The 12,662-nt window shown below is 39.8% G+C and carries 11 protein-coding genes; 7 read left to right on the top strand and 4 right to left on the bottom strand.

Translation table 11 applies throughout. The features are described from left to right. Nucleotides 1–161: 161 nt before the first annotated feature. Nucleotides 162–398, bottom strand: coding sequence for a hypothetical protein (locus tag GPDM_RS15610; protein WP_008432937.1), 237 nt, complete (start codon nucleotides 396–398; stop codon nucleotides 162–164). A gap of 206 nt (nucleotides 399–604) precedes the next feature. Between GPDM_RS15610 and desA the strand changes: the two genes are divergently transcribed. The 3 genes from desA to GPDM_RS15625 all read left to right on the top strand — a co-directional run bounded on the left by desA (nucleotide 605) and on the right by GPDM_RS15625 (nucleotide 3,441). Further along, complete coding sequence (desA, locus tag GPDM_RS15615) at nucleotides 605–1,624, top strand: Delta(5) desaturase DesA (protein ID WP_008432940.1); 1,020 nt, start codon at nucleotides 605–607, stop codon at nucleotides 1,622–1,624. Between the two features lie 87 nt (nucleotides 1,625–1,711). Beyond that, nucleotides 1,712–2,848: a sensor histidine kinase gene (locus tag GPDM_RS15620; RefSeq protein ID WP_081458218.1), complete on the top strand. Its 1,137-nt coding sequence runs from the start codon at nucleotides 1,712–1,714 to the stop codon at nucleotides 2,846–2,848. Then, nucleotides 2,845–3,441: a response regulator transcription factor gene (locus tag GPDM_RS15625; protein ID WP_008432946.1), complete on the top strand. Its 597-nt coding sequence runs from the start codon at nucleotides 2,845–2,847 to the stop codon at nucleotides 3,439–3,441. Before GPDM_RS15620 ends, GPDM_RS15625 begins: the two co-directional genes overlap by 4 nt. Before the next feature lie 44 nt (nucleotides 3,442–3,485). Here the strand turns inward: GPDM_RS15625 and GPDM_RS15630 are convergent, their stop codons facing one another. Beyond that, complete coding sequence (locus tag GPDM_RS15630) at nucleotides 3,486–3,848, bottom strand: DUF2188 domain-containing protein (protein ID WP_008432947.1); 363 nt, start codon at nucleotides 3,846–3,848, stop codon at nucleotides 3,486–3,488. Between the two features lie 113 nt (nucleotides 3,849–3,961). Here GPDM_RS15630 and putP point away from each other — a divergent pair, with 113 nt between their 5' ends. Beyond that, nucleotides 3,962–5,482: a sodium/proline symporter PutP gene (gene putP, locus GPDM_RS15635; RefSeq protein ID WP_008432949.1), complete on the top strand. Its 1,521-nt coding sequence runs from the start codon at nucleotides 3,962–3,964 to the stop codon at nucleotides 5,480–5,482. A gap of 59 nt (nucleotides 5,483–5,541) precedes the next feature. Here putP and GPDM_RS15640 read toward each other — a convergent pair whose 3' ends face one another. Further along, nucleotides 5,542–7,092 carry a BCCT family transporter gene (locus GPDM_RS15640; protein WP_008432950.1) on the bottom strand — a complete coding sequence of 517 codons (1,551 nt, stop codon included), beginning with the start codon at nucleotides 7,090–7,092 and terminating at the stop codon, nucleotides 5,542–5,544. A gap of 305 nt (nucleotides 7,093–7,397) precedes the next feature. Here GPDM_RS15640 and GPDM_RS15645 point away from each other — a divergent pair, with 305 nt between their 5' ends. Further along, nucleotides 7,398–8,111 carry a VOC family protein gene (locus GPDM_RS15645; protein WP_008432952.1) on the top strand — a complete coding sequence of 238 codons (714 nt, stop codon included), beginning with the start codon at nucleotides 7,398–7,400 and terminating at the stop codon, nucleotides 8,109–8,111. Between the two features lie 77 nt (nucleotides 8,112–8,188). Continuing rightward, nucleotides 8,189–9,460, top strand: coding sequence for a GTPase HflX (hflX, locus tag GPDM_RS15650; RefSeq protein WP_008432954.1), 1,272 nt, complete (start codon nucleotides 8,189–8,191; stop codon nucleotides 9,458–9,460). Between the two features lie 70 nt (nucleotides 9,461–9,530). Here the strand turns inward: hflX and GPDM_RS15655 are convergent, their stop codons facing one another. Next, nucleotides 9,531–11,249: an ABC transporter ATP-binding protein gene (locus GPDM_RS15655; RefSeq protein WP_008432955.1), complete on the bottom strand. Its 1,719-nt coding sequence runs from the start codon at nucleotides 11,247–11,249 to the stop codon at nucleotides 9,531–9,533. 168 nt (nucleotides 11,250–11,417) lie between these two features. On the opposite strand from GPDM_RS15655, the gene GPDM_RS15660 reads away from it, so the two are divergent. After that, complete coding sequence (locus GPDM_RS15660; RefSeq protein WP_008432957.1) at nucleotides 11,418–12,281, top strand: DUF6612 family protein; 864 nt, start codon at nucleotides 11,418–11,420, stop codon at nucleotides 12,279–12,281. The last annotated feature ends 381 nt before the right edge of the window (nucleotides 12,282–12,662 follow it).

A 12,662-nucleotide genomic window follows, 5' to 3' on the forward strand; every position in this document is an offset into this window, starting at 1 on the left:
ATTCGACAGGCATAAGCCAGGCCAACAGAGTGGCGTTTTTGGCCACGTAGTTGGAATGGCTTATGTCCCGAGAATCTGGCTGTTGGAGTCTAGACAAAAAAGCGGAAAAGCCTCGGCGCGAAATTGCGTGCCGGGGCTTTTCGGTACCTTATTCGTTTCCACTATCCTTTTTTTAATAGTAGATTTTCGGTTTTGTGTGCATCTTCTAACTTCATGTGTTCAAGCTCTAAGCGCATTTTTTGTGTTTCCAAAACAAAATTCTCATGCTTTAATTTTTCTAACTCCAACTCATCACTTATCATTTGACCTTTAAGTTTTGTTTGTTTTTGGAGATGGTTAGTAATGATGGCAGCTAGTGGAATTGAAAAGACCATAATGATGGCGACCATACCAGTCATATGTCTCACTCCATTCTGATTTTTCTGTCTATTTTCATTATACACTTATCGCTTGTAATTTTAAAGAAGTAGATTTTTAGAAATACATGACAACTGTCATATAGAAATATAGACGTTTGTGTCTTATACGCCTACGAGTTTCCCGTTAAGATAAGGTTAATAAGTTATTCGGACCAAAAAAGTCCGTCTAAGGAGGAAGACAAGACATGAGCAGAGAAAAAACAGCACAATTACGTAAGTTTGTCGCCCCATTTGAAAAAGCAGATGTAAAAGCAAGTGTCAGACAATTAGTAAATACAATACCACCTTTTATCTTAGCTTGGTTTTTAGCTTATCAAGCACTCGATGTTTCGATTTGGCTGACAATCGCGTTATCTGTTGTTGCAGCAGGATTCGTTATTCGTACATTTATTATTTTCCACGATTGTACACATGGTTCGTTTTTCAAAAACAAAAAAGCGAACGCGATTGTTGGGACAATTACAGGTATTATGACACTTTTTGCATATGAAAAGTGGAAACGTGAGCACTCAATTCACCATGCATCAAGTGGAAACTTAGATAAGCGCGGAGTTGGCGATATTTGGGTTATGACAATTGATGAATATATCGAAGCATCGAAATGGGAACGTTTTAAATACCGTATGTACCGAAATCCACTCGTAATGTTTGGATTTGGTCCATTATTTCTTGTTTTGATTTCAAGCCGCTTTAACCGTAAAGATGCACGCAAAAAAGAACGCAACAACACGTATTTGATCAATATTTCTTTAGTGGTTATCTATACGCTATTAATTTTGGCGATTGGTTGGCAGGCATTCTTAATCGTACAAGGTACGACGATGTTTGTAGCTGGGGCACTTGGTATTTGGTTGTTCTACGTACAGCATACATTTGAGGATTCGTATTTTGAAGATGAAAATGAGTGGGATTATGTAAAAGCAGCAGTAGATGGGAGTTCGTATTATCAACTTCCAAAAGTATTGCAATGGGTAACTGGAAACATTGGCTTCCACCATGTACATCACTTGAGCCCCCGTGTGCCAAACTACAATTTGGAAAAAGCGCATGAATCAACACCACCGCTTCAACAAGCAACTACTATCAATATTAAATCGAGTCTTAAATCGTTACGCTATAAATTGTATGATGCACCAAATAAAACATTCGTTACATTTGGCGATATCAAACATTTACTAGGTGAGTCAAAAACGGTTGAACAATAAAGAAGTGAAAAACCATTCTTAGCTGAATGGTTTTTTCTTTTGTGTTTTATTTGCTATGATTGAATAATTAAGAAAGAGGAGGACCTTATGCAAAGTTGGTATCAAATATTCCCTAAAAATCCGTGGTTGAGTGTATACGCCTGGGTTATCTTTTGTATTTTGCCTTTTTTCTTCATCTTTCGTTCTTCTTCGATGACGGATTTTATTTTTGGTATTTTGCTCTTATTGATGTTCTTTATTGCGTATAGATTGTCTTTCAATTCCAAGACGGGTTTTGTATACGTATGGGTTAGTTTTGAGATGGCTATAAACATCGGAATGATCTTCCTATTTGGCTATGTGTACCTTTCTATTTTTGTGGCATTTTTTATTGGGAATTTGCGCAATAAAGTAGGGTTTTTTATTATTTATGGCCTCCATATTGGATTAACAATTACGGCTGTCGTATTTGGCTTTTTTGATCATAGTGAATTGTACATTTCCCAATTACCATTTATTGTACTGAGTGTATTGGGTGTTATTCTTTTGCCGTTCAATACATATAATCGCAATAAGCGAGAAAAGCTCGAAGGCCAGCTTGAAGATGCCAATAAACGAATTTCCCAACTAGTAATCATTGAAGAGCGTGAGCGAATTGCTCGTGATTTACACGATACACTAGGGCAAAAATTATCATTGATTGGTTTGAAAAGTGATTTAGCCGGAAAACTAATAAACCGCAACCCAGAATCTGCTTTAAGCGAAATAAATGATGTGAGACAAACAGCTCGTACAGCCTTAAAAGAAGTGCGTGAGCTCGTTTCAAATATGCGGGGGACTAAACTTGATGAAGAGCTTTTGCGGGTGCAACAAATTTTAAAAGCTGCTGAAATTGATTTTGTCTTTTATGGGTCTACACAGCTAACAAATACGCCACTGTTAGTTGAAAATGTTGTGAGTATGTGTTTAAAAGAAGCTGTGACAAATGTGGTGAAGCACAGTGGGGCATCGCGCTGTAGCATCTTGATCAAGCAAAACCCCGAAGAGCTTCTGGTTCAAGTTCAAGATAATGGCGATGGCTTTCCAGAAGGAAATACCTCCTTAAAAGGCAATGGCTTAGTAGGAATGCGTGAACGGTTGGAATTTGTTAATGGATCAGTAGATATTAAAGTAATGGATGGTACTACTTTAAATATTAGAGTACCAAATGTCATTCTCTATAGTTCAAAGGAGGATATGAAATGATTCGAATTGTATTGGCAGAAGATCAGCGGATGATGTTAGGAGCTTTGGGCTCATTGCTCGATTTAGAGGAAGACATGGAAGTGGTAGGCAAAGCAGCTAATGGAGAAGAAGTAATTGAACTTGTTGAAAATCTACAGCCAGATATTTGCATCATGGATATTGAAATGCCGTTGAAAAGTGGATTGGACGCTGCAGAAATTTTAAAAGATCAGCCATGCAAAATTATTATATTGACGACATTTGCCCGCTCGGGTTACTTTGAGCGAGCAAGAAAAGCAGGCGTCAGCGGATATTTGTTGAAAGATAGTCCAAGTGAAGATTTGGCTACTTCGATTCGCACAATTATGTCGGGGCGTCGGATTTATGCACCGGAATTAGTGGATTTGGCTTATGCTGACGAAAATCCATTAACCGATCGGGAAAAGCAGGTAATGGAACTGATTGCCGAAGGGCGCAGCACGAAAGAAATTGCGAAGGAATTATTTATTACAACAGGTACAGTAAGAAACTACATTTCAACCATTTTGGATAAACTTGAAGTGAGCAATCGAATTGAAGCCATTTCTCGTTTTAAAGAAAAAGGCTGGTTTTAAATAAAGTGCCGCTGTCTGTAGACAGCGGCACTTTATACTTTTAATCATTCATAAAGCGTATCTGATAAGGAACCGTCTTCCGTATAAATATGAAGTTCACCGTGATTTTTGTTAACGTAGCGCTTAGCTTCTCCCATCAAGCTTTCTTTTGTTTCTTCGATTAAAATCGCTTTTTTACTATCTTTTTTCTTTAACTGCCATCCTTCATCATGTTTTTTAATTTCGTAGACTGGTCGGTCCTCATCACTGTTTTCAGTTTTTTTTGCTTGTTCTAAAGCAATCGGTATGGCACGACCCTCTTCATAGCCATCGCGAATCAACGCATTAGCAATCTCGATTGCTTTGTCACGGACGTCATCAGTAAGGTTTTTAAACGAATCTGGGTAGTCTTTTTTGTTCCATGGCATCAAAAATCGCCTCCTTATCGCTTTACTTCCCACTTTTATTTATACTAAAACCGTAAATGGGGACTTTTCAAATGTGTCAATAATGTTACACTGTTAAGTAAGGAGGGGATAAAATGACAGATACAACTTATCAAATCATTGCTTTAGCCGTTTATCTAGGTGCAATGCTTTATATCGGTTGGTATGCCTATCGTAAAACTGCCGACTTATCTGACTATATGCTTGGTGGAAGGGGGCTTGGACCAGCAGTAGCTGCATTGAGTGCAGGAGCATCGGATATGTCCGGATGGCTCTTACTAGGTTTACCAGGTGCGATTTACCTTGGTGGGTTAGTTGAGGTATGGATTGCAATCGGATTAACAATTGGTGCCTTTTTAAACTGGTTCTTTGTAGCACCACGTTTACGAATTTACTCATTTATTACTAGTGACTCGATTACGATTCCAAGTTTCTTGGAAAACCGTTTAAAAGACAAATCACGGTTATTAAGAATTGTTTCGGGTATTATCATCTTAATCTTTTTCACATTTTATGTTTCATCCGGTATGGTGGCTTCTGGATTATTCTTCCAAAGCTCGTTCGGAATGGATTACCATCTAGGACTTGTGCTAGGCTCGATTGTTGTCGTAGCTTATACATTGTTCGGTGGATTCCTTGCTGTTAGTTATACCGATTTCGTTCAAGGCGTCATGATGGTACTTGCTTTAATCGCAGTGCCAGTCGTAGGGATTTTTGCTACAGGTGGATTTAGCGAAACTGCAGCAAGCATTCGAGAAGTAGACCCGAATATGTTGAGCTTAGTTTCAGGCGCTTCTACAATCGGTGTTATTTCAGCAGCCGCTTGGGGACTTGGTTACTTTGGCCAACCTCATATCATTGTTCGTTTTATGGCCATTAAGACCTTAAAAGAAGTTCGCATTGCTCGTCGTATTGGGATGAGCTGGATGATCTTCAGTCTTATTGGAGCTACTGCAACTGCGCTTGTCGGTATTGCTTACTTCCAGCAAAATCCTTCAGCGACGTTAGTAGACCCAGAATCAGTCTTTCTTGATTTGAGTCAAATTTTGTTCCACCCATTAGTTGCTGGATTTGTATTAGCGGCTGTTTTAGCAGCTGTCATGAGTACAATTTCTTCTCAGCTTTTAGTAAGTTCTTCGGCGCTTATTGAGGATTTATACAAAATTGCTTTCAAAAAAGAAGCATCTGCTAAAGGCTATGTAACGCTTGGTCGAGTAGCTGTAGCATTGATTGCTGTAATTGCAGCGTACTTGGCATGGGAACAAAATAATACCATTTTAGGCTTAGTTGCTTATGCATGGGCTGGATTTGGTGCTGCATTTGGACCGATTATTCTATTGTCACTGTTTTGGCGTAAACTGACTTCAAAAGGCGCATTAGCCGGAATGATCGTCGGTGCCGTTACAGTTATTGTGTGGGATTCAATGGGTACAGCAGCAGAAGATCCTGGCGCAACGGACCTAACGAATTTCATGGGCAGTGTTTATGAAATTATTCCAGGTTTCTTCTTGTGTCTTCTTGTTACTTGGCTTGTGAGTCTTGTTACTTACAAACCAGATGCAGAGATTGAAAAAGAATTTGATGAAACAGTTCGTTTGATTAACGAAGACAAATAACAAACAATCAAAGAGGCGTACAGCACTTTCCGTGAGGAAAGGCTGTACGCCTTTTTACGTTATTTATTGCGTTGTTTTTTCATTTCTTGGTCCATACGTTTAAATCGTTCAAGTTCAGACTCCCGTATAGGCGGAGACTCTGTACGAATAATTTTAGTGAAAGACCAAAGCATTAACACGAGCAGCACTGTGAACGGTAAGGCGGATATGAGTGATGCCGTCTGTAAAGCTTGCAATCCACCCGCATACAAAAGAACTGCGGCAATCGCGGACATTAACACACCCCAAACAATCTTAAAGGCTGTTGGTGGATTCAAGCTGCCGAAACTGGTCATTGACGCCAAGATATAGGTTGCAGAGTCAGCAGAAGTCACTAGGAAAGTGAAGATCAACAAGATGGCAAGAATCGACATGATTGTCGTCAATGGTAAAACGCCGAAAGCTTGAAACAAAGCAGAAGTTAAATCGTTATTAACGGCTTCTGCAATACCTGCCGCTTTGTTTAAATCGTACCAAAGTGCTGTACCTCCAAATACAGCAATCCAAAGACAAGCGATAGCAGGTGGAATGACTAGAACACCCATTACAAACTCGCGGATTGTACGTCCTCTAGATACACGTGCTACAAATGCGCCTACAAATGGAGACCAAGCAATAGCCCATGCCCAATAGAAAATGGTCCAACCTTGCACCCATTGACCATTTTCATACGGCTCTAGTCGTAAACTATATTGCACGAAATTTGTAATGTAATCGCCAAGTGCTAACGTGAAAGTTTCCATGATGAAAACAGTCGGTCCTGCAATAAAGACGAATACCATTAAAACTAAGGCTAAACCAAGATTTAAGTTACTTAAGTAGGCAATTCCTTTTTTAAGTCCTGTAGAAGACGATAAAGTATAAGCCGCAAACATTACTGCGATAATACCCAATTGAACCGGAAAGGCGTTATCAAGACCGAATACGGAATTGAGGCCACCGTTCATTTGCAATACGCCTAATCCAAGAGATGTAGCGATTCCCATTACAGTAGCAATGACGGCTAGAGAATCGATAGAGTTTTTAACTAATGGTCTATTTCCTAATACTGGCTCAAGGGCGGTAGAAACCAAACCAGGTTTTTTTTTGCGGAATTGCAAAAAACCGATAACCAGTCCAACAATAGCAAATACTGACCATTGACTAACACCCCAGTGGAAAAACGAGTAGCCCATAGCAAGTCTCGCTGCTTCTGGTGTTAGTGCTTCGTTACCTACAGGGGAAGTGAAAAAATGACTCATTGGCTCAGCTACTCCCCAAAATACAAGGCCAGCTCCAAAACCGGCTGAGAATAACATGCCAATCCATGTGAAGAAAGGAAATTCTGGACGATCGTCATCAGGGCCAAGGCGAATACGTCCGAACTTAGATAATGCAATTGCTATAAGGAAAAGTGTGATGATAAAGACAGCAAGTAAGTAAAACCAACCGAAATTCAAGGTAGTAAAACTAAACAACCGTCCTGCTACTTCTCCAAATTTCACGGGTGTGACCGCACCTAAAATAACGAGAATAAGAATGACTGTAGCGGATACTACAAATACAGGATTTTTCAATGATTCTTTATTCATGGTAACCTCCTCAATTTTTTTCTATACTTTAGCCTATCGAAAATAAGTGGAGAAAACCACCGTTTTAGTAAAAAAACGTAATAACAGCTAAAAAAACTTGTAATTTGAGTGGACGGTTTGTTGCAGGTAGTTTCTAATGAAAAAGCTGTTTTCGTCAAAGTACGACCATGCATTTTCGGGGGTGGTAGAGCAAATACTGTAGTTATCTAACCATTCCCCCAGAAGCTCCTTTTAAACGCTTAAAGGAGACTGAGGAATGCATGGCGAACGATATAAGATAAGACGGAAACTTAGTGAGGTGCTTTATGGAATTAGATCACATTGTTCATTTTGTACAAAAAAATACAAATGAAACCGTATCGGATTGGCGAGGGCAAGGCTTGCCTGCTTCTATTGGGGGTCAACATATCAATTGGGGAACACAAAATGTATTGTTGTATTTAAAAGATTGTTATATCGAATGGTTATCAGTTGAAAAACAAGAAGTCGCAATGGCTACTGAACATCCGCTGACCCAACTTTTAATGCATGATCAAGTAGGCTTTGGGACAATTTGTTTAAGAACTAAAAATATCGTGGAGTTAGATCATGATTTACAACAGCGTGGGATTGAGACTACTGGCGTTCTAAATGCTGAACGTCGCACTGAAGACGGGGAATTGATTAAGTGGAAAATGTTATTTGTTAAAGAATCAGTGTCTGCGAAACTGCCGACGCCATTTTTTATCGAATGGCTGGAAACCGATGAACAACGTTATAACAAACTAAGGGACAAAGGTGTTGTGCAAAAGATGAACGAAGTACTAACAATCGACCGTTGTATTTTTGGTGTATGGAATCCAATGGAAACTGAAAGTCATTGGCGAAAAATTTTAGGTGGCAGTTTGAAAATGGATAATTGTCGCATTGAATTTAGAAAAACAAATGAGACACAAGAACGTCTAGAAGAAGTCTATTTTACGAATGGCACACATAAGCTCGAATTTGAACAAGGTTTCTATTGGTTGCCGTCTCTTTAGTTGGGTGAAAGATAAACTATGGTAAAATGGATAAACTGAATGGGAATTTTCTTTCCTGAAATAGGAGGACAAGATAAATGGATGAATTACAAGAAAAAGCAGTCATAGTAGGTGTCCAACTTCAAAAAGATTTACACTTTGCCTATGGAATGGAAGAATTGCGTAATTTAGCAGAGGCATGCAATGTGGAGGTTGCCGGAGAAGTTACACAAAACTTGGAGCGAATTAACCCTTCGCACTATGTCGGGAGCGGGAAAGTAGAAGAGATAAAAGCTTTCTACGAAGAATCCGATGCCAATTTAGTGATTTTCAATGATGAATTGTCACCTTCGCAAATTCGGAATTTGGAAGAAGATTTAGAATGCAAAGTAATCGACCGGACAATGCTGATTTTAGATATCTTTTCACGTCGTGCGAAAACACGTGAAGCGCAAGTACAAGTAGAGTTGGCCCAACTTCAGTACATGTTGCCGCGCTTGATTGGATTGAGAGCATCTCTCGGACGTCAAGGTGGTAGCAGTAGTGGCGGGGTTGCTAACCGTGGAGCCGGTGAGACGAAACTGGAACTAGATCGTCGTAAAATTGAAGAACAGATCTCAAAGCTTCATAAAGAACTTGAACATATTAAAGATCAGCGCATCACGCAACGTAAACAACGGACTAAAAAGGGAATGCCGGTGGTATCGTTAGTTGGTTATACGAATGCAGGGAAATCAACGGTGATGAATGGTTTATTAACTAAAACAGGGCAAAATGAGGAAAAACAAGTATTTGAAAAAGACATGTTGTTCGCTACGTTGGAAACATCTGTCCGTCAAATTCGCTTAGAAGACAATAAGAGCTTTTTGCTGACGGATACAGTAGGTTTTGTCAGTAAGTTGCCGCACCATCTAGTGAAAGCATTCCGCTCTACTTTAGAAGAAGCGCGAAATGCAGATTTACTTCTTCATGTCGTTGACGTTTCGAATGAAGAACATCGTTATATGATGGATGTGACGAATCTTACTTTGCAAGCGGTTGGGGTAGAGAATGTTCCGACCTTATATGTTTTTAATAAATCAGATTTAGCCGGAGTGCGTTACCCAGCTATAAATGGTGATGGATTATGGATTGCAGCAAAAGAAGGCGTTGGCCTTGATGAATTATTAGAAGTCATCAAAAAGCAAATTTTCTCAGATTACGTGACGTGCAGAATGATTGTTCCGTTTAGTCGTGGAGATGTTGTGGCGTACCTTAACGAACATGCAAGCATTCACGAAACCGAATATGAAGAAGATGGCACTTTACTAAAAGTAGAACTAAGCCGTGCGGATTACGACCGCTATGAGCAGTTTGTCATCGGAAACTAAAATGTAAAAAAGGCACATCTCAATTAGTGAGATGCGCCTTTTTTCGATTGTGTCAAAAATTCAAAGACTCTTATTGTTCAAATTGAATACGGTGAAGGTTTGCGAAAACGCCATCTGTTTGGAGTAATTCGCCATATCCACCTTGCTCGGCAATGCCGTCTTCCGTCACCACAACGACTCGATCGGCATCTCGTATCGTTGCGAGGCGGTGAGCAATAATGAGCGTTGTACGATTTTCCGCTAATTCCGTTAAAGCTTCTTGAATAACACGCTCGGTTTGCGTATCGAGTGCAGATGTCGCTTCATCCAAAATTAAAATTGGTGGATTTTTTAAGAACATCCGTGCAATCGCTAAACGTTGTTTTTGACCACCGGATAGCTTTAATCCGCGCTCGCCAATTTGTGTGTCGTAGCCTTGTGGTAATTTCTGAACAAAATCTTCTAAATGCGCTTTTTTCGCGGCTGCTAAAATTTCTTCGTCGCTCGCATGTCTTTTCCCGTAAGCGATGTTCTCGCGTATAGTTCCTGTAAACAAGAAGACATCTTGTTGTACGATACCGATTTGTGTGCGCAACGAATGCTTTGTCATGTTCCGTATATCCATGCCGTCAATTGATATAGTGCCTTTTTGAATGTCGTAAAAACGTGGAATCAATGAACAAATGGTTGTTTTCCCAGCGCCAGAAGGACCGACAAATGCGACAGTTTCACCAGCACGTAATTCTAAATCTATTCCGGATAGCACTGTTTTACTATCATCATAGCCAAAATAGACGTTTTCAAACTTGATGTCCCCGTTTAATGTCTCAACGGTGACAGCGCCTTTCTGGTCATTGATGTCGGGAGCTTGTTCAATTAACTCGCGAAACCGACTAAAGCCAGCCATACCTTTCGGATAAAGTTCAAGCAATGCACTGATTTTATCAATGGGTTTGATCAAGACGTTAAGAAAAAGAACAAAGCTGACAAGTTCACCGTATGATAATTGACCTTGGAAGTTGAGCCATGCGCCATAAACCAATACGACTAAAGTCAAAAGACGAGTCATCATATAAATACTGGAATGTGTCGCAGCCATTACTTTATAAGCAACCATCTTGGCCAAGCGGAAATGGTCATTATCAGTTTTAAAACGTTCGATTTCAAATTCTTCATTTGTAAAAGATTGCACTACCCGTGCTCCTGAAACACTGTCCTCAACACGACTGTTAACTTCAGCAATTTTCCCATACATACTGCCCCAAGCTTGGTTCATTTTAATATTGCAATACGTAATTAGCCAGATAAGAAATGGAATAACAATTAGCGTAACAAGTGCTAGTTTTGGATTGATCCAAAACATAATACCGAAAGCGCCAAAGAACGTCATGATAGCGATAAAGAAATCTTCCGGCCCGTGATGAGCAAGTTCGCCGATGTCAAATAAGTCATTGGTAACTCGGCTCATAATATGCCCTGTTTTAATATTGTCGAAAAACCGGAATGATTGACGCTGGACATGGGTAAATAATTCTTCTCTCATATCCGTTTCGATATTGATTCCTAGTTTATGACCTAAGTAGCTGACAATATACTGCAAAAATGTACTTAAGAGAAATACAGCTAGTAGCAAAAAGCTGACTGTAGTAATCGTATTCCAATTGCCACTCGGCAGTAAGTCATCGATAAACCATTGGACAGCCACTGGAAATGCCAACTCAAGAATGGCTACAAAAACAGCGCTGGAAAAGTCGATGACAAATAATCGTTTATGCGGCTTATAATACTTGAAAAACTGTTTTAACCTCATAACTTTCACCTCATTTTATACTCGCAATGAAAAGTATAATCGAAGTTACTGAAATAAACGACTAGAATCGGGTAAACAAAGAATATGAAACGATTTCCAGTGCTGTCCGTATATATAGAGAGGCAATTCAAAAGAGAACTAAATACGAGCAAAAGGAGGATCACTATTATGAAAAAATGGTTACTGTTTATGAGTGCAACAACTTTAACGATTGGACTTTCAGCTTGTGGTGAAACAGCGGAACCGGCATCTGGGGGCGAGTCGACAAAAGGGGAAGATAGCGATTTAACGGTTGAAGAACTGTATGAGAAATCAGTAAAAGCATCTGAAGCGATTACGAGCTTGCATGCGGACATCCTCACTGATCAAGTAATGGAGATGCAGCCGGATGGCATGGTGATGAATATGAAAATGGATTCAGCAATGGATATGGTGACTGAACCGCTAGCATTTCATCAAACGGCAGAAACATCTATTGTTTCGGAGGATATTGACAATGCCAATCCGATGAATATGGAAATGTATTTCACAGATCAAGGGATGTACATGTATGAAAACACAATGGCGATGTGGTTGAAAATGCCAGATGAAAGTATTGCAGGTTTGAAAGAGCTAGCTGACCAACAAACTGCGGATCCTGCGCAACAATTAGAAGAATTAAGTGAGTTTCAAAATGATTTCACTTTTGAGCAAACTGCAGATGAGTATATTTTGACACTTGATGCCTCTGGAGAGAAATTTCAAGAATTGATGGATCAGCAGCTGGACAAAACATTAGGGCAAATGGAAATCGAAGCTCAAATGGCACTTGAAGACATGACCATTCATTCGGTAAACTACACAATCTTTATCGATAAAGAAACCTTTTTAACAAACAAGATGAATATGGCAATGGACATGGATATGAATATTGAAGGAGAAGTCATGAACATTAAATCAGATGTGCAAGCTGAATACAGCAAGTACAATGAGATTGATGCCATTACTGTACCGGATAGAGTACTAGAAGAAGCGCTAGAAATGAATGGTTGAAGATGACTAGGTGCTTAAAAGTGGGCCTGAAAATAAAACAGAATGAAGAAAGTTTTATTAAACTGAATAGTAATGCATAATTTCCAACTGGGCTGGCCACTTCGCTTTCCGTGGGCTCAGCTTCAGCCTCCTCGTCACTGAAAACCTATGCTCCTGCATCGCTACGCTAGCTTCGTCGCAAAAGCTTGTCCTCGCAGGCTTCGGCCAATGCTATTCCTGCGGGGTCTTCAGCTTTCGCTGTCCCACAGGAGTCTTCGTGGACCATGCGCGTCAACTTAAGAAATATCAGGTGATTAGCCTCCTTTAATTGATGGTAAAGAAGAATACCATCAATTAAAGGAGGCGTTTTTTTTATGAAACGGAACCATGCAACTTACCATC

The sequence above is a fragment of the Planococcus donghaensis MPA1U2 genome (genome assembly GCF_000189395.1).
Lineage (GTDB): Bacteria > Bacillota > Bacilli > Bacillales_A > Planococcaceae > Planococcus > Planococcus donghaensis_B.

Coding starts and splice junctions, on each gene's coding strand:
- GPDM_RS15610 (WP_008432937.1), bottom strand. CDS start 398: ATGACTGGTATGGTCGCCATCATTATGGTCTTTTCAATTCCACTAGCT.
- desA (WP_008432940.1), top strand. CDS start 605: ATGAGCAGAGAAAAAACAGCACAATTACGTAAGTTTGTCGCCCCATTT.
- GPDM_RS15620 (WP_081458218.1), top strand. CDS start 1,712: ATGCAAAGTTGGTATCAAATATTCCCTAAAAATCCGTGGTTGAGTGTA.
- GPDM_RS15625 (WP_008432946.1), top strand. CDS start 2,845: ATGATTCGAATTGTATTGGCAGAAGATCAGCGGATGATGTTAGGAGCT.
- GPDM_RS15630 (WP_008432947.1), bottom strand. CDS start 3,848: ATGCCATGGAACAAAAAAGACTACCCAGATTCGTTTAAAAACCTTACT.
- putP (WP_008432949.1), top strand. CDS start 3,962: ATGACAGATACAACTTATCAAATCATTGCTTTAGCCGTTTATCTAGGT.
- GPDM_RS15640 (WP_008432950.1), bottom strand. CDS start 7,092: ATGAATAAAGAATCATTGAAAAATCCTGTATTTGTAGTATCCGCTACA.
- GPDM_RS15645 (WP_008432952.1), top strand. CDS start 7,398: ATGGAATTAGATCACATTGTTCATTTTGTACAAAAAAATACAAATGAA.
- hflX (WP_008432954.1), top strand. CDS start 8,189: ATGGATGAATTACAAGAAAAAGCAGTCATAGTAGGTGTCCAACTTCAA.
- GPDM_RS15655 (WP_008432955.1), bottom strand. CDS start 11,249: ATGAGGTTAAAACAGTTTTTCAAGTATTATAAGCCGCATAAACGATTA.
- GPDM_RS15660 (WP_008432957.1), top strand. CDS start 11,418: ATGAAAAAATGGTTACTGTTTATGAGTGCAACAACTTTAACGATTGGA.